The 17,536-nt window shown below is 37.6% G+C and carries 15 protein-coding genes and 1 riboswitch; of the genes, 3 read left to right on the forward strand and 12 right to left on the reverse strand.

The annotated features are described in order from the left end of the window. Window positions 1-60 precede the first annotated feature (60 nt). The 6 genes from QBK89_RS02080 to QBK89_RS02105 form a co-directional block, all read right to left on the reverse strand. Window positions 61-1,197, reverse strand: coding sequence for an anti-sigma-I factor RsgI family protein (locus QBK89_RS02080; RefSeq protein ID WP_284139360.1), 1,137 nt, complete (start codon window positions 1,195-1,197; stop codon window positions 61-63). Beyond that, entirely contained in the window at window positions 1,194-1,922 is a 729-nt protein-coding gene (gene sigI / locus QBK89_RS02085; protein ID WP_284139361.1) for an RNA polymerase sigma-I factor, read from the reverse strand. Before sigI ends, QBK89_RS02080 begins: the two co-directional genes overlap by 4 nt. A 427-nt stretch (window positions 1,923-2,349) precedes the next feature. Continuing rightward, window positions 2,350-3,738 (reverse strand): DUF5667 domain-containing protein, encoded by a 1,389-nt coding sequence (locus tag QBK89_RS02090; protein ID WP_284139362.1) that lies wholly within the window; start codon window positions 3,736-3,738, stop codon window positions 2,350-2,352. Window positions 3,739-3,806: 68 nt separating this feature from the next. Continuing rightward, a riboswitch (cyclic di-GMP riboswitch) is annotated at window positions 3,807-3,901 on the reverse strand. Window positions 3,902-4,457: 556 nt separating this feature from the next. After that, on the reverse strand, window positions 4,458-5,510 hold the full coding sequence (locus tag QBK89_RS02095) for a phosphotransferase family protein (protein WP_284139363.1): 1,053 nt from the start codon (window positions 5,508-5,510) through the stop codon (window positions 4,458-4,460). Window positions 5,511-5,634: 124 nt separating this feature from the next. Further along, window positions 5,635-6,873 carry a metal-dependent hydrolase family protein gene (locus tag QBK89_RS02100; protein ID WP_284139364.1) on the reverse strand — a complete coding sequence of 413 codons (1,239 nt, stop codon included), beginning with the start codon at window positions 6,871-6,873 and terminating at the stop codon, window positions 5,635-5,637. Between the two features lie 81 nt (window positions 6,874-6,954). Then, window positions 6,955-8,124: a hypothetical protein gene (locus QBK89_RS02105; protein ID WP_284139365.1), complete on the reverse strand. Its 1,170-nt coding sequence runs from the start codon at window positions 8,122-8,124 to the stop codon at window positions 6,955-6,957. Between the two features lie 261 nt (window positions 8,125-8,385). Between QBK89_RS02105 and QBK89_RS02110 the strand changes: the two genes are divergently transcribed. Continuing rightward, window positions 8,386-9,639 (forward strand): DNA polymerase IV, encoded by a 1,254-nt coding sequence (locus tag QBK89_RS02110; RefSeq protein WP_284139366.1) that lies wholly within the window; start codon window positions 8,386-8,388, stop codon window positions 9,637-9,639. A 29-nt stretch (window positions 9,640-9,668) separates the two neighbouring features. Here QBK89_RS02110 and QBK89_RS02115 read toward each other — a convergent pair whose 3' ends face one another. Beyond that, window positions 9,669-12,413 carry a UPF0182 family membrane protein gene (locus tag QBK89_RS02115; protein WP_330948477.1) on the reverse strand — a complete coding sequence of 915 codons (2,745 nt, stop codon included), beginning with the start codon at window positions 12,411-12,413 and terminating at the stop codon, window positions 9,669-9,671. Window positions 12,414-12,657: 244 nt separating this feature from the next. Between QBK89_RS02115 and QBK89_RS02120 the strand changes: the two genes are divergently transcribed. After that, the gene (locus QBK89_RS02120; protein ID WP_284139367.1) at window positions 12,658-12,882 is read left to right on the forward strand and encodes a hypothetical protein; all 225 of its coding nucleotides are present in this window, start codon (window positions 12,658-12,660) and stop codon (window positions 12,880-12,882) included. 61 nt (window positions 12,883-12,943) lie between these two features. Here QBK89_RS02120 and QBK89_RS02125 read toward each other — a convergent pair whose 3' ends face one another. The 3 genes from QBK89_RS02125 to QBK89_RS02135 form a co-directional block, all read right to left on the reverse strand. Continuing rightward, the gene (locus QBK89_RS02125; RefSeq protein WP_284139368.1) at window positions 12,944-13,351 is read right to left on the reverse strand and encodes a YuzC family spore coat inner layer protein; all 408 of its coding nucleotides are present in this window, start codon (window positions 13,349-13,351) and stop codon (window positions 12,944-12,946) included. Window positions 13,352-13,491: 140 nt separating this feature from the next. After that, the gene (locus QBK89_RS02130; protein WP_284139369.1) at window positions 13,492-13,917 is read right to left on the reverse strand and encodes an OsmC family protein; all 426 of its coding nucleotides are present in this window, start codon (window positions 13,915-13,917) and stop codon (window positions 13,492-13,494) included. A 156-nt stretch (window positions 13,918-14,073) separates the two neighbouring features. After that, window positions 14,074-14,889, reverse strand: coding sequence for a nuclease-related domain-containing protein (locus QBK89_RS02135; RefSeq protein WP_284139370.1), 816 nt, complete (start codon window positions 14,887-14,889; stop codon window positions 14,074-14,076). Between the two features lie 162 nt (window positions 14,890-15,051). On the opposite strand from QBK89_RS02135, the gene QBK89_RS02140 reads away from it, so the two are divergent. Continuing rightward, window positions 15,052-15,771 (forward strand): YebC/PmpR family DNA-binding transcriptional regulator, encoded by a 720-nt coding sequence (locus QBK89_RS02140; protein WP_284139371.1) that lies wholly within the window; start codon window positions 15,052-15,054, stop codon window positions 15,769-15,771. 88 nt (window positions 15,772-15,859) lie between these two features. On the opposite strand, the gene QBK89_RS02145 is transcribed toward QBK89_RS02140, so the two are convergent. Both QBK89_RS02145 and QBK89_RS02150 read right to left on the reverse strand, forming a co-directional pair. Continuing rightward, the gene (locus tag QBK89_RS02145; protein WP_284139372.1) at window positions 15,860-16,192 is read right to left on the reverse strand and encodes a DUF4870 domain-containing protein; all 333 of its coding nucleotides are present in this window, start codon (window positions 16,190-16,192) and stop codon (window positions 15,860-15,862) included. Window positions 16,193-16,488: 296 nt separating this feature from the next. After that, on the reverse strand, window positions 16,489-17,460 hold the full coding sequence (locus QBK89_RS02150; RefSeq protein WP_284139373.1) for an NAD-dependent epimerase/dehydratase family protein: 972 nt from the start codon (window positions 17,458-17,460) through the stop codon (window positions 16,489-16,491). Window positions 17,461-17,536: the final 76 nt, after the last annotated feature.

The following is a 17,536-nucleotide window of genomic DNA, read 5'->3' on the forward strand; positions in this document are numbered from 1 at the left end:
CGGCTTGCATAAGAAGACTCTTATGCAAACCGCTATTAATAACATTCCATTACAATGTGCTTAATCTTCTTCCTCTTCCTCATCATCTTCTTCCGCTTCCTCTTTTTCCTGCTCTTTTTCTTTCATTTCTTCTTGTTTTTCACGCTCTTTTTCTTCTAATTCGTTTTGCTTTTCACGTTTCTTTTCTCTTTCTTCTGCTAACTTTTCTTGACGTTCCTTTTCACGTTCTGCCTGCTCTTCACGTCTTTCTTTTTCACGCTCTTTCTTTTCATCTATTAATTCTTGTCGATCTTCCTCATTATTATCATCATCGTCTGTTCGTTGTTCACTTTTATCTTGAACTGGCTCGCGATCTTTCTTTTCATCATTTGTATACGACTTTTCTTTCTTAGGTGTAGCAGGAGCATTCGTTGTTGGCTTTTTTGATTTATTTCTTTTTACTGCTTCTTTAATGTTTTGTTTGTTCTCATTCAAAATGGTAGAAATTGATTTTTCTCGTGAGTCCTTTACACTAACACGTACACCTAATTTATTTAATTCATCATAGACTTGATATTTATTTAAGGATAAATTTACATTTCTTGCTTCTTCTAATAAATTTTTATTTCCCTTTCTTATCGTAACAACAGAAGCAATCGCATGAGCCTTTAAAGATTGCTGGACCTTTTGTTCCAATACCTTTTCACTTGGTATCGAATGTTCATCTTTCCCTAGTGATACAACTGTGATAGCTATCCGATTGTTATGTTCTTTTGATAAATAATGCTTTTTCACAGAATTTGTCACGACTTCATCAAGATATTCGTAAAGTGCTTTATTCTTATTTTTAATACCTTCTACAACAGCGCTAGCATCTTTATTTAATGACTTTACGCGCATTACTTGAAAATCTTTATCCGTATATATTTCCAAGCTTGGATTTATATCAAGGGCGAAGACATATGCTTCATCTTTTTTCATTGTATCTAGCATGGTATAAGCAACAAGAGATATAAAGATAATAGCTATTGCAGTCAAAATTTTTGTTGTTCTATAAAATGGCATTTGTCGTTTTTCTGTATAAGTATATGCTTGTCCAATACGAGGTACATCATTTTTAGCACGGGGAACATTTTTAAATTGTCCATCTGAACATAAGAGTACAATATCTGTTGAAGTTACTTTGACAACTATTCCATCATATTGTTTCGTCTTCATGATTTCCCCCACTTTCTAGCAGATCCTTCTACATATTCCGACAGCCTGTTCCATTCGGGATGAAGCTTTAACACGAGGAGTGTAACAATGTATTTTCGATGACGCTCCACTGTTTTCCGCTTATAGCCTGTACGTTTTAAAAAAAGGGTTACAGGCAGCTGTTTCTTTTGCTTGAATTCCGCTACTAAATCTTGATAAACTAAAAATTCTCCTACCAATTGTTGTAGCATATAACGCGTATCTCGATGCTTCGGGGAGTATCTCTCTAATTCCTCAAATGCAATATCATATTGATGCAGTACTTCATTTAATTCCAATATTTCTTCAACTAAATCTTCTTCTTCCATAGATTGCTGATATGTATCCATTGATTTTTCTACATCATACACATTTACATTGCCTGTCCCATCTTTTTTGGGTATAACTAACGGAACGTGCTGCATCTTTGTTTCTTTTCGGTAAAAATCAATTAAATCTCTTTTTATTAATAAATAGACATAATTTAGAAATGATTTTCGTTCTTTCTTGTCATATGTATCGATTGCGCGATTAAACGCTAATAATCCTAAGCTTGCTTCTTCATCACTCCACGTAACATACCTTTTACAAATTTGACCGACTACATTTATAATATATGGTCTGTAATGCCGGATTAGCTTTTCTCTTGTTAGCTCATCGCCCTCCGCAGCTAATGTAACGTAATCGGCGATTTCCAGTTCCTGCATTCCATTTCCCCCGATCGAATAATCATTTCTAGAATAATCATACGTGTTTCCATGTTGGGGGTAAAGTCTTTTTCTACTACCCATTAATTCTTTAAGTAAATCCAAATAAGAATGAGACAATACGAAATCGTTTGCCTCAAAATATGAACAATAGCATCACAGTTTAAAAATGGGTTCGCTTTCCCCAGGCACGGCCACAGCTAACACGGAAAAGAAAGTCTGCTTTTCCGTGTTGGTGTTCGACGTACAGGACAGGCTAGCGCAGACGTTGCCAGAGGATTTAGCGATTTTAGTCTGCGTTCCATGGTTCCTGTTCCTGAAGGAATCTCACCCATTTCAACTGCATGCAATTAAATTTAAATGATTATCATCATTATTTCATTCGGACTTTTCGGATGAAAAATTGTTTTGTTCCAGCCAAGTTCAATTAATCTTCATCGTCCTCTTGATCGTCATCATCGGCTTCTTTTTTATTGGCTTTTTCAGCCTTTTCTTTTGCTTTCTCTTCAGCTTCTTCGCGTTTTTCGCGTTCTTTTTCAGCTTTTTCTCTTGCTCTTTCTTCTGCTTCTTCTCGTTTCTCGCGCTCTTTTTCAGCTTTTTCTCTTGCTTTTTCTTCAGCTTCTTCGCGTTTCTCTTGTGCTTTTTCAGCTTTTCCTCTTGCTCTTTCTTCTGCTTCTTCTCGTTTCTCACGTGCTTTTTCAGCTTTTTCCTTTTGCTTTTCTGCTAATTCTTCCGCTTCATCATCTGCATCTTCTTGATCATCATCAAGATCATCGTCTTCTTCCCTTGCTTCATCTTCGGCTTCCTCTTTTAACTCATTAAATTCTTCTGCCGCTTCTTCTTGTAATTCTTTAATTTTACGATCCGCTTCTTCCTGTGTAATCTTTCCAGCAGCTAGATCCTTTTTAATTTCTAATAACTCTTTTTTAATTTCCTCTTCAAGCTCTGCATATTCTTTGACAATTTTAAACTCGATTTTCTTACGCTTAATGTTTTCCTTTGCTTTTAGAAGATTTTGAAAGACAGTTTCATCGCCAGCTTCTTTTGCTTTTTCAAGCATTTGATCAATGTATTTCTCTTTTTTCTTAATTACTTTTTTCATAATTTGACCTGGGTCTACATTTAATTCCTTCGCTATCTCGCCATATCCTTTTCCTTCATTAAGCATGGCTGCTATTTCATCTTCGGTTTTACCACTTTCTTGTGCTAAAGCCACTACTTTAACAATTTCACCAAAGCCAAATCCTTGTTCACGAAGTGTTTTTACTTTCTCTGGATCAAGGTCTTTTACTACATTAGCAACTAAATAAGCTTCTTGTCTTTTTTCCTCTAGGGTTACTGCTTTTTCTTCTTCCAGTTTTTCTGTTACAGCATCAGAAACGGACGTTACATCTTCCAGTTTTGTCGATAAATCCTCTTTTACTGTTTGATCGATTTTCTCTGAAATTACAATTTCCGCCACATTTTCCTGTGCTTTTTCTAAATTTGTTAAATAAGCATCGATAAGTTTATTAACGTACTTATCTTTATCTTTTCCTGCCATTTGTTCTGCTTCAGATAAGCGCTCATTAGCAAATTGTAATAATAGATCTGATTCTTTTTCTGGATCTGTTGTAAAGAGCAACTGCATATTTTCTCCAAGCTTATCAAAGAAATAAAAGAAATGATCAGGTGTCATTCCTGCTTGCTCGGTTGCTGGCTCCTTTGTTGTGTTATTCCCCTCTACTCCAGTTGTATCCGCGTAGGCGGAGTTTGCAACGAGTAAAGTCCCCGCAAACACAGTCGTTGTTAAGATTTTTTTTAGTTTATTCTCCATTTGACTTCTCTCCTTGTATTAAAAATTAGACATGAGTACTATAAAGACAATTTTTAGTTCCTATGTAACACGGCAGCTGGCTGACATAGATATTCTCCATTAAACATCTTTAGTCCCTCTAGCTTTGCGTCACCACCTTTCAATGGTTTTGCCTTTTTCATCTTTTATTTTGAAAATATCTATCATTCATACGCCATTGTGTCGAATTTTGAGGGGGGGATGACGAAATAAATTCAAAAAATATTTAAAATCAAAAAAAGATGCTGTGCATAAGCAGCATCCTTTCGTTTCGGACTATAAATAGCCAAAAAAAATTAGGAACATACGATCGAATATGGTATAATTTAGTTAACAATAGGCCGGCTTCACATGAGGGGTTCGGGCACACTGTTAACCTTCTAGGATGTTTTCCTTGAAGGGGGGTGATGCCTATGGATATGGAGGGTGTATTAACGCTGATGATTTCATTCGGCATGTTAATCGCTTTTATCATGTCCGAGAAGAACAATAAAAAATAACCCCTCATGTGCTTTAGCCGAGACGTGAAGGGTTATTCCCAAATCGTGCCTTCCCCTCTTGCTGGGGTTGGTCTATTGTAACCGTTCCATGCATCCGCATGGGGCGGTTTTTAATGATAAATTAACTTCTAAACGTATTATACCACGAAATCAGAAATTATACACAGCTTATGATCAAATTAATTCAGAAAATTCCTTGCTTTATTGATGTAAGCAGGAAGGGTTATCGATTTTGTCTACGAAATCTGCAACCTTCTCTGTGTAACGACTAGCCCATATAAAGAATGCAAGATCATTATCCCAATCGACTTTATTTATAGCCTTTGCACATCCCCAATCCAATATACGCTGATGAAGCATGTGCACCATAAGACGTTGCTTTATTTCCGTTTTTTCATACGAATGCATACAACCGTTTATATACGTTTTCATCAAATGCAAGGCGATGCTCTCTTCTTCCTTATCTATATATAGCGTGACAAGCTTTATTAAATCAGATAATGGATCACCAAAGTAAGCGTTCGTAAAATCAAAGACACCACTTACTTTCCATCCTTCCGTTTCTGTGTGATCAACTAAAAAATTTCCCGGTTTAAAATCTCCCATCACAAAGCATGGCGATGAAAACGCTGCAAATGCGGATTGCGATGTATCTAATATGTGCTGCACCCATGCGATATCCTTCGGTAAAATCAATGAATACTTCGTTGCATCCTGTAACCAAAAATAAATTCGTTTATATAGCCAAGCTTGGTATCCCTCTTGGAATGGAGTAATAGAACATGTTAATGGATTTAATTCTCCACAATCACGAACCCGCCATTGATGAAATGCTGTTAATGTATGTGCGATCCTCTCGGCGATTTTTATTTTCTCCTCATAAGGAAGCTTTTCGTAAAGCTGTTTATCTGTTAGATGATATCCACTGAGACGAGGCATAATTGCATAGTTCCATCCGAAAATATCTTCAGATTCATCAAGAATGTATGGGACTGGAACGGGAATATCCGTGTGTTTATGAAGCTGTTCAATAAAGTATTTTTCCTCTTTAAGCTGCCCTTCATACAACGGGTTTCCTTTTAACACATAATCTCCCTTTGTCGTGCAAACATACATCGTTTGTCCCATTGCACCTTGTGCTGTTCTTTGTGCGGAAATGAATTGACCAAGCCCTTGTTTGTCAACCATTTGCTTTATTTGTTGGTCATTAATATTTTCCAATTTATTTGAAGCAAATATGATTTTGGCAGTCATCCCTTATCCTCCAATAAGCTTTCTGTGCTTTTATGAATATCATATACTATCCTTCGTGCCACTTTCCAGTAAAGACCAATTCTTATAAAAAATAATAAGGCCGCCAATTTGGCAGCCTCATCACCTATAATACATTTTTTTCGATTTTGCCATTTTTCATAACGACTTGCACCGTATTATTATTGGCAAGAGAATAAATATCAGCTAACGGATCTCCTTTCACAATAATTACATCGGCAAGCTTTCCGTTTTCCAACGTTCCAACTCGATCCTCCCAGCCTAGACAAGCTGCAGCGGTTTTTGTGGAAGCCACAATCGCCTCCATTGGCGTCATTCCTCCGTCAACCATTAGTCCAAGCTCTCGGAGGTTTGTGCCGTGCTTCATGACACCAGCATCGGTTCCCATTGCAATTTTAACACCTGCACGGTACGCTTTTTGAAAGCTTGCTTGGTGCTGTTCGATTACTTCCTTTGATTTTTGCACAGCTGTTTCTGGCATTCCTGTTTCTTTGGCCGTTTCTAAAACTGCCACCGGTGCGAGCAAAGTAGGCACTAAATAAGTTCCGTTTTCCAGCATTAATTCAATTGCTTCATCATCGATAAATATACCATGCTCGATCGAATGAATTCCTGCTCGTACCGCATTTTTTATTCCTTCTGCTCCCTGTGCATGTGCCATTACTTTTATCCCTTTACGGAATCGCCCTTCTTCTACAATGACCTTTAACTCCTCTAAGGAAAACTGGGTGAATTCTGGATGATCGGTTGCACTTAATACACCGCCCGTTGCATGTACCTTGATAACCTCAGCACCAGCCCGTAGCATTTCTCTCGTCTTTCTTCTAACTTCTTCGATACCATCACACTTCCCATTTGGCATACCGGGATAATCTGATGGCAAAATGTCCATTTCCTTTCCAGAGACCGTATAACCATCCCCATGCCCACCTGTTATTGTTAAGGCATTAATGCTTAGCTGTAGCCTCGGACCAGGAATAACCCCCTCCTCTACAGCCTTTTTCACGCCTAAATCGGTTCCAAGGGCATCTCTTACAGAAGTGATTCCCGCATGTAAAGTCGTTTTTAAATATTGCGCGGCTTGATAATACATAAATGAAAATGGAGTTGCTAATCGTTCCGCTAATGGGGAATATTCCATCATCATATGTACGTGTGTATCAATCAAGCCTGGCATGATCGTACCACCTTGCGCATCAACAACTTGTTCTTCCCCCTTTAATTCATATCCATCTTCAGGTCCTGCATAAGCAATGTAGGCTCCTTCAACAACTACTAGCCCCTTTGAAATTGGTTCACCACCATTGCCATCTATCACTCGTCCATTTTTAAATACGATTGCCATGCTATGTCCTCCCTTATATAGAGTAAGCTTTTTATAATCCTATGCTGCTAAGCAGCTTCTTATTTTCAATTAAAGATAGAGCTATAATGTTTGTACTAATATACCTGCTAACACAACCGAAGCTATCGTAACTGTTGTAAAACCACCAATAAGCATCGGAGCTAAAAGTTCATTAAAAATGATGGAGGATTCCTTTTCATTTCTAGCTGTACTCCTGCTAACTTCTTCACAAAGAATGTAATCACCAGGAAAACCAAATAATGCTGTCAACGCTACAGGCATTCCTTTATATGGATGCCATTTCACTAATTTCGAGGTAACATATCCACCAATAGTTATGCCAATTGTACCGATAACAAGAATAAGGACAATGCTTGAAAGATTTTCTAATACATCTCCTGGAGTAACATCTGCCATCGTACCAATCACTACAAAAATGATACCAATCATCGTAATCGTAAACGAATTTGCCTTCTCAAGTGATTTTTCCTCTAATAATCCAAGCTTTAAACCTACAATCCCAATTGCTAGACACCATAGACTATAATGAATAGGGGTAACGCTTCCTAATGCTACACCAATTCCCGCACCAACAAACACATAGAACAGCTTTAAAGTCATACTTGATTTTAGCGGGTCTAAGCCTTCAGCTTTCTTTCCGCCTTCTATCTTATCTACTTCCTTTACCATTGGAACAAATGTCCCTTTGTCCATTTCCTGAATAATTTTTGCTGCATACCTTCGCATAAAGCTCATCGCAATTGGCATGCCCATCACACCTTGAAATGCTACGATTAATGCTGGAATGATGACCAAGCTTGATAAGCCGATTTCTGTTAGCTTTTCCGAAGTAATAAGTAATGCAATAATGCCTCCACTAATTGGACCAACTCCCGCCACCGCTGTTGGATAATCAAAGACCAACGGTACAATCGTTAATATTAAAATCCCTGATACAATTAGTCCGCCTAGAGCAATGAGAACCGCTTTTATTTGACTCTTTAATAACGAGAAGGGAATTAACGTACCCATGTGTGTAATAGCTGGTCCGATTAAAATAGCTCCAAGTGCAGGCAACGTAGATTTTTCTAAAATATCCGTTGGAAAAACCCCTGTCCATACACATACAAGAAAGCCTACCATGGCAGTGAGCAGCATCGGAATTCTTGCCCTTGAAATAATGGAAAGCCACTCTCCAAATGCAATTAGTGCGAAAATCATTACTGTAGCAATTAGTGGATTACTAAGCATGTAATACCCTCCTCATGTTGCAATTTTTAAAATATTGTATGTAATATATCACCCTCTACTTTATTTGTCTATTGTTTTTTGACTATTTTTTATTAAGAAAATATTTTTGTTATTTTGAAAGCGGTTGCTTTGTTTTTTATTCCCAAATACGGATTTAATTAGATTGATACAAGCCTTTTCCATGCACCATTTTTTCCCATTGGTAGTTCGATCTCTTCTTGGTATAATAAGAACAAATGTTCTATTTTTGGAGGAGATAAAATGGACTACACACGTTTTCCTCGTCATGATGTACTTTGTATTGATATGCGTTCTTTTTATGCAAGTGTTGAAGCGATAAAGCTTGGACTTGATCCAATGAAAGCATTACTTGCAGTTGTTGGAGATCCAAGCCGATCAGGCAGCATTGTTTTAGCCGCTTCGCCTGCTTTAAAACAAAAATACGGGATAAGTAATGTAAGTAGATTTTTTGAGCTTCCAACCGATGATCCAAGCCTCGTTATCGTTCAAGCCCATATGGCAGATTATGTTGAAGTCTCACTTGCTATTACAAGGCTCCTCAACAATTATGCGCCTAAAGAAGCAATTCACCCGTATTCGGTTGATGAGGTTTGGATTACAGTGGATGGCTTACAAAAGCTCTTCGGGGATGTACATCAAATCGCGCATACCATTAAAGAAGATATCCTGCACTCTTTTGGTATTACATGCTCTATCGGCATCGGCGATAATAAATTTCTTGCTAAGGTTGTCATGGATCTCCACGCAAAGAAAACTGGCATTGCCGAGTGTCGATATGAAGATGTTGAAAATAAGCTATGGCCCGCTCCAATTGAAAAAATTTGGGGGATTGGCAGTAATATGAAGCGAAATCTTAATCGAATGGGAATCATTACCCTCGGACAATTAGCAAAGACCGATCTACAGCACTTAAAAAAACGATATGGCGTAATGGGAGAACAACTCTATTGGCATGCCTGGGGGATTGACTTAAGCCCTGTCTTTGGAAACTTTACGAAAACAGAACAAAAAGGCTTTGGACATGGAATGACCTTATTACAAGACTATTCCAAGGAAGATATTCCGGTTTGCATCCTTGATTTATGTGAAGAAGCCTGCCGACGAGCACGAACTGCAAAAAAGGTAGGAAAAACGGTCCACCTTGGTGTTGGCTATTCGAAAGAGGTTGGTGGTGGCTTTAGCAGATCCCGATCCCTCCTCCTTCCAACAAACACCACCATGGATATGTACGACGTTTGTATGCAATTATTTCATCAGTTTTATGATGGACATAGTAGCATCCGCCGGGTGTATGTGACACTTGATAACTTGTCTGATGACAATGAAACACAGCTCAGCCTTTTTCAAGATACAAGTAAGCGTAAGGATATTGGATTCGTGATGGATCAGATTCGAGATAAATATGGATATACCGCCATTTTAAGAGCTTCTAGCTACACATCTGGCGGCATTGCAATCGACAGAAGTAAAAAAATCGGTGGTCATTTTGCATGACCACCGATTCGTTATTTTTAGCTTATTACTTATTCTACTTCATTTAAACGAGCTTCAATTGCTTCCATGATTTCGCCCGCTTTTTTCCAATCCCCTTCAGCCATTGCCTCACGATAAGCCTCAAATTGCTGTGAAAGCTCCCGCAACACATCTTCTGCACCAAGAATCGGATCTGTTTGTTCCTGTGAATCTTCCCCTTCATCCTTTTGAGGAGGCTTTTGTTCTGTCGTACCATTACGATCTGGATTTATTAAATCAAGGATTTTTTGTAATGACTTATCAAAGGTTTCTTCCATTACAATATGATCCTCATAAGCCATGATCACTTGCTTTACTTCAGGAAGCGATGTTTCATTGGACGACTCGATATAAACCGGTTCTACATAAAGCACCGTATCCTCAATCGGAATAGCTAGCAAATTACCACGAATCACCTTAGATCCACCTTGTGACCATAAGTTTAATTGCTGTGAAATCACACTATCCTGGTTAATTCGATTTTCAATTTGCTGTGGTCCATAAATATTTTTCTGCTTTGGAAAACGGTAAACGAAAATCTCGCCATAATTTTCTCCATCATTTCGTACACCCATCCATGAAATCATGTTCTGCCGTTTTTTTGGCGTGTATGGCATCATGAGGATAAATTCTTCTTCATCATATTCTGGTAGCTTCATCGTCATATAATATGGCTCCATTTGAATATCCTTATTAAAATATTTCTCTGTCGGGAATTGCCAATAGTCTTCCCGATTATAGAAAATTTCTAAATTAGACATGTGATACGTACCATACATTGCTGCTTGGATTTTGAATAGCTCCTCTGGATAACGGAAATGCGCTTGCACATCAGCAGGTATTTTCGTTGTAAACATATCTGGGAAGATGTTCATATATGTTTGCAGCAATGGATCCTTTCCGTCAACCACATAAAAGCTCACTTCACCCGTATAGGCATCAACGACAACCTTCACAGAGTTTCGCACATAGCTTTCATTTCCTTTATGTGGCTCTGAATAAGGATAGTTATCAGCAGATAAATATGCATCGAGCATCCACGCCAAGCTTCCATCCTCGCGAACGAAGATATATGGATCCTTGTCATATTTAAAGAATGGTGCAATACGTTTTACACGATCCTTAATATTCCTCGTCGCTAATAGCTGACTTTCCTCTGTTACCTGATCGGAAATTAACATACGGAAAGAGCCTTCATGAATCGCGAACAAAAATCGGTTTATTCCTTTTAATGGAATACCCGCTTTCGCTTCATAACGATTTGTCTGGTTCTCATCACCAGATGGATAGTCAAATTCATCCACCTTTGAGTTTACTACCACGTTCGGATAGGACTCTTCCCCAAAGTAAATTTGCGGACGTTTTACATCCATCACGCCTTCTGGCGGCAGGTTTTTCAACATATATTCCGGCTGTCCCTGTGAGGTTACTTTATTCACATGACTCATTGCCACTCCATAGCCATGTGTATAGCGTAACGTGCGGTTTCTCCAAGTCTTTGCTTGATCTGGAAGACTATCCGTATTCATTTCCCGAACACCAACAAAAACCTGTTCATACTTTCCATCAATTTGATAGCGATCGATATCGATATCATTAAACTTATAATACGTTCGAAACGTCTGAAGCTGATTATAAATATCAAGTAATGGTCGCGAGTCATTAATTCTTACATTATTGACTGTCAACGCGTTCCGCTCTACCATCGCTTCATCTAAAGAATGATTACCTGGATGTTCCTTTTCCTTAATGTTATCTAGATCATAGGCAGCTCGGGTGAAATTCAAATTATGCTCTAAATAGGGCTTCTCTTTGGTAAATTCATTTGGTGACACAATAAAGTTTTGCACGACAATCGAAGCCGCCTGCCCAACGATGACTAAGCCTACATATGCAATTACCGGCACTACCATTGCATGTAGCTTGCCACGAACAAGTGAAACAATCATCCAAATCGTTCCAATAATCGCCACTGCCGCTAATATATAAGCCTTCGGAATATTGATTACTTTATCCGTATAGCTTAATCCATGAACAACACTATCCTGAAAGATATTCACACTGTTTGTTAACAACGTACCATAAGGTGCAAGCAAATGAAGACCTGCTAATAACACACCAATAACTGCTAATGTTATACCTAAATGAAACTGAGCGGATCTACTCTTTAAGTACATATTAAAAACAGAGTATGCTCCAATTTCAATAAACAGGAAAAAAATACTTAAACCTAGCAATACATACAAAATAAATTCCACAAATGGTAGGACGAAAATATAAAAAGATATATCCATGTTAAAATATGGATCCGTCTTCCCAAAGGAAGCATAATTTAATACTTTTAAAGCCGGCTCCCAACCAACCCCTTGAACGATCATACTACCAATTAATCCAAGAAATAGCGCAATTCCAAGCATAATAAGCGTGCTCGGTTTACGATATTGGATTACTGGTGGAACCTTCTGCGGGCCTAAATGAGTCATATACGAGCGGCGAATCCAAAACAAGGTAAAGTAACTGACTATCGCAAACAAAATGAAGCCTGCTACACCAAGCATGATTTTACTAGAAAAAATAGTTGTAAATACGTTACTAAAGCCGAGTGAATCCATCCAAATATAATCAGTAACCCACTGGAAGGAAATCAGGGCAATAATAATTAATGCGAGCAAAATGGCTACTATAAAGCCTATTCGCTTGCCTACTCGTTTCATTTTATGTAACTGCGTAACGTTGATGTTTCCATTAAAATCCAATACTGTTCCTCCTAAACAATTCTATAATTCCCTTTTACTATCATACCAGAATTCAGAAAGACTTTCTTACTTGTAATACGCAGCAATTAAATAAAAGTTTCAATAAAATAAAACTTCATTTAGGATAATAAATGGTTCTCGAAGATCATTTTATATAACATAGGTGATCAATTGCATAAAAAGGCAGGAATCATTGCTTTTTTCGTGTATAATAGCTTTAAAATGAAAAAGGAGCGTGCATACATTGGCTAGATCAAAAGCAGCAAAAACACGAAAGAAACGGGTAAGAGAAGGAAGACTTGACCCAGAATTGATGCGAAGCCCTTATGCTGAGTTAGACTTACGAACAAGAAAAACGAAAAATAAAAAAGACCTTATTTATAAGATCAAACATAAGAATCGTCCTTTGCAACAGCGGGATAACGATTCTTTTTTTATTGTTATATGCACCAATCTCAATGCTTGGTAGCTTGACTAATTTTTTATAAAACAGAATCCGATTTTTCATTTTTTAATTGGGAGTAACTTCATTATCGCCAGCGAATAGCCATTGTCAGCTTACAGCACTCTACTTCGCCTATATCTGCTTCCAGTCGAATATTTATCCCATCTGGATTATAGTCAATTACCGAACGGGAGCTTATACCGGTTGATTTAATAAGACGCTGCACAGTCTTTTTATCACTTTCCTGTGCTGCCTTCATGACGTCTCTGGCAAAATCAGTTGAAACTGAGATCTTTTCAACGATTCGCTTGGCATCCACCATTAAAGGCTCAAAGGATTGAGCTGATTTTGAAAAAATCGTAGGATCAACTGGTGGATATTGTCGAGTAGAAGGTATGTAGGCATCATGTGGATATGCAAAGGAAAGAGGATGAACATAAATAGGCTCTAAAATGAATGGATATGGGTGATATACTAAGTTCGCGTACTGCATGCACACTACCTCCGAATGAAAAGGATGTCATACTTAATACATAGCATATGCAATCAAATTTCCAATGTGCTGTAGCACTGTCAATAAAAAACGCTCCCCCAGATATGGAGAAACGTCTTATATGAAACACCTTATTAATGTTAAATGGATACGTTACCTTTTACGCCATTAATCGAATAGCTAGCTGTCATTTTCGCACTTAACGAATGGGCAACAGAACAATATTTATCCTTAGATAACTGTACTGCCCGAGCAACTTTATCCTCTGGCAAATCACCCTCTAATGCATAATGAATATGAATCGCTGTAAAACGCTTTGGATGATCATCCGCCCGCTCACTTGTTACATCCATTTGAAAGGATGAAGGATCCAAACGCATCTTATTTAAAATCGAGATAATATCCATCCCTGTGCAACCAGCTACCGCATTTAATAGTAGCTCCGTTGGACGTGATCCACCATTTTCACCACCGACATCTGGAGATGCATCCATTTTTATTTCATGTCCAGAAGGGGTATCTCCCGAAAACGCCATTTTTCCATCCCACTTAATTGTCATATCCATAAACATCCAACTCCTTCATAGATATTGTATTCCTCACCGTACTGCTCTAAATCAACTTATCTAGAAAGCAACATGCTTCCCTATGTTTATTGTAAACCAAAACAGCTAAACTAATGATAAATATGCTTGAAAACTAACCGTGATTTCAAAAATGGTCTAAAATCCTTTTTGGTGCGCATAACAATAAATCTCTCCATTATATTTTGCATTCGATTGACAATACTTTTCCACTTTTTCAGAAACGCTTTTATTACATATAGCACATTTTGCAGTACTCGTTCTTTCGTTTGCCTTTCTATTTTTTTTAATCGCAGCATTATGCTCCATTCTTTTTTCTGGATCCGTAATGTTTACATTTGAAAGTGCTTGAAAAATTTCGTTTATATCCTCATTACTTAGTATAGCTTCTTTATGTAATAGCTTTGCTCGTGAAATTTTCCTCGTTATTGTTTCCGTCAAATAAAGATCATATATTACCATCTCATTTGCTGTAATTTCTCTTAGCGTTTGATCAATTTTTAATGTACATCTTTTAGTAAACGTGACAATCGAATAGAAGCTAGAATAGAATTTATTATCAATCCATGGCTTCATTGCTTTGATATGCCCATAGTTTTGAACGATTGGATTCAGCATTTTAAACTTTCCGTTCACAAGCCATGTTTTTTTATCTTTTTCTCCATAAATGGTTCCCTGATAGTTTTTCGTTTCAATGACAAAAATTCCATAAGGAGTCAAAACGAGATGATCAATTTGTGAATAGCCAGAAATAGACTTTTTATTTTCGATCATCAAATCATTTATATATCGATATTCCTTTGGCAGCTGACTTAATTGTATATCTATTTTATACTCCCCAATTTCTCCTTTTCGTAAAGCAACCTTCTCTTGTTTCTTTTCCGAAGGCTGTTTCCTTATCTTTTCATCTGCAGGTTTTTTTCTCTTTGAAAATACATTTAAAATATTTCGCATCTAAAAACTCCTTTCCAACTCCCCCTTTATATCGGCCTTCTAATTTAAAACATGAATGGTAGTTATCTAGATCTCTTTAATAAAAAAATGTTGAACAAATGGAACGTTTTGTATTACTATTTTTAATGTAGATTTGAAAGAAACGGGAAGCGAGTGTTCATTATGGGCCGAAAATGGCAAAATATTAAAGAAAAGAAAGCATCGAAGGATACAAATACAAGTCGCATCTATGCAAAATTCGGACGAGAAATTTACGTAGCTGCCAAGCAAGGCGAGCCAGATCCTGAGTCGAATCAAGCTTTAAAAGTCGTTCTAGAGCGTGCAAAAACATATAGTGTACCGAAATCCATCATCGATCGTGCCATTGAAAAAGCAAAAGGTGGATCTGAAGAAAGCTATGATGAGCTCCGATATGAAGGGTTTGGTCCAAATGGATCGATGCTAATTGTAGATACACTAACAAACAATGTAAATCGAACTGCATCTGAAGTCCGTTCTACCTTTGGGAAAAACGGCGGAAACATGGGGGTCAGTGGTTCAGTTGCTTATATGTTTGATCATGTAGCTGTGTTTGGTGTAGAAGGAAAGTCTTCTGATGATGTATTTGAATTATTGTTAGATAATGATATCGATGTACGAGATATTTCAGAGGAAGAAGACCATGTTATCATCTATGCGGAGCCAGACCAATTCCATGCCATTCAACAAGTATTCCGCAAGATTGATATAACCGATTTCACAGTTGCAGAATTAACGATGCTCGCACAAAACGAGGTCAATCTGTCACCAGCGGATAAAGAGCAATTCGAGAAGCTTGTCGATGCTTTAGAGGATCTAGAGGATGTGCAGCAAGTCTACCATAATGTTGATTTAGGAGAATAAAAGATAGCCGTGTAATTTCCAATAAAAATGAGAAGCTACCATAAAAATGATGTTTAAAATGGTAGCTTCCTCTTTTTAGAATACATATTTACTTAATTAAACGAAAAACAAGTGGAATTCGATAACGCTCTCCATTATATGCCTTAAACAATGCGATGAGTGTAAAAATTAATGCTAACGCACCAACAATAAATATTAAAAGAATTCCAATCAAAACCAGTATTAATATTCCGCTAATAAAAGAATAAATGGCAAATGAGATAAAGAAATTAAAATATTCCTTTCCATGATAATCCACGAACTCTGATTCATCACGTTTGATCATCCAAATGATAAGCGGTCCAATTATTGGAACAAATAAACTAACAAGATAAATTAACATTGCAAATAAACGATCATCACTTGTCGTTCTTTCATCCATAATCTCTCACTCCCCCATATTTTTTCAATTTTAATCATATACTAAATATCGTAATAAGAAAACAAATTTCTGCATTTATTGAGAAAATACACATTATTCCACCAATTAAATCGTCCCTTCATAAAACAAAACCCTCCATGGGTTGGAGGGGAGTTTGACCTTATCACGCGAAAATTCAATCAGACGCTTTTTTCTAATAGAAAAGAACTGGACATTTTCCGTTTGTATACCTTTATCTTTTAGGCTTGAAGTTAGATCTTGCTATCCATCTCGAGAACCATAGTCTTTGCAATCATTTATTCTATGCATGATTTTATCGTTTCAATAATCGAAGCCTTTACATCATCTTTGTTATATTTTAGTATTGGCATCGTATCATTCGGGTCAATGTATGCATCCCGGTTTTGAAGATCCGCTGTTACAGCAGCATGAATTGCATGCTCCTTCCCTGCTTCTGCCGCTTGTTCATCCCTTTTCGCATAGGCAGGCTTCATTTTCTCTAATGGAACCACTTGAACAACTGTATCTTTTTGCCCTAGTACATCGGCAATCAACTCGAAAAATGCTTGATACTTCATATTTGTATCGGAAATGGCATACTTTTCACCGTGCTTCCCGAATTCTAATGCCCCGATGGTTGCCTCCGCAACTTGCTTGACTGTAACCATTGCCGTACCTCCACCTAATACAGGAACAAATTCCTTTCCTTGAATTTGTGGAAGGAACATTTTCCATAATGGTGTGCGTCCAGGCATTGTTCCAAAAATATACGGCAAACGCAAGGTCATTACGTCCATTTTACCTTCGCCTTCTAATATCGCTACTTCTTCCTGTAGCAATCTAGTTCTTGGATAAGCTTGGTCGGTTGCCAATTTAAATTCTGGCCATTTTTCTGCAAAGTGGGCAAAGTAAGAACCATAAAGCACAAAACGCTTCACACCTGCTTGACGCGCTAGTCTTGCTAACCGCTGCGTAGGTAACACGTTTTGCTCATAGAAAAAACGCACTGCTGGCGCATCTGGAACAATTCGTTCATCTGCACCCGCCGCATAAATAAACATTTCTTTTCCTTTTAATAATGCAAGTATCTTATCATCACTCATTTCATTAATATCACCGAGCTCACATTCAACCTCAGGAGGTAATAATTCCGCACTAGGCATCGGTGGCAATGAAACCGTTGAAACTGTATAGCCACGCTTCAATAACTCTCTCGTTGTATGATAACCTAATAAACCTGTTCCACCAAGTATAAATACATTCTTCATAAGATCTCCTCCACCTTTGTGAAATGTTGAACATACTTTATATTTTTATTATAGCTGAAGTTCTCTCGGATATACT

The organism is Virgibacillus sp. LDC-1 (assembly GCF_030137545.1).
Lineage (GTDB): Bacteria > Bacillota > Bacilli > Bacillales > Amphibacillaceae > LDC-1.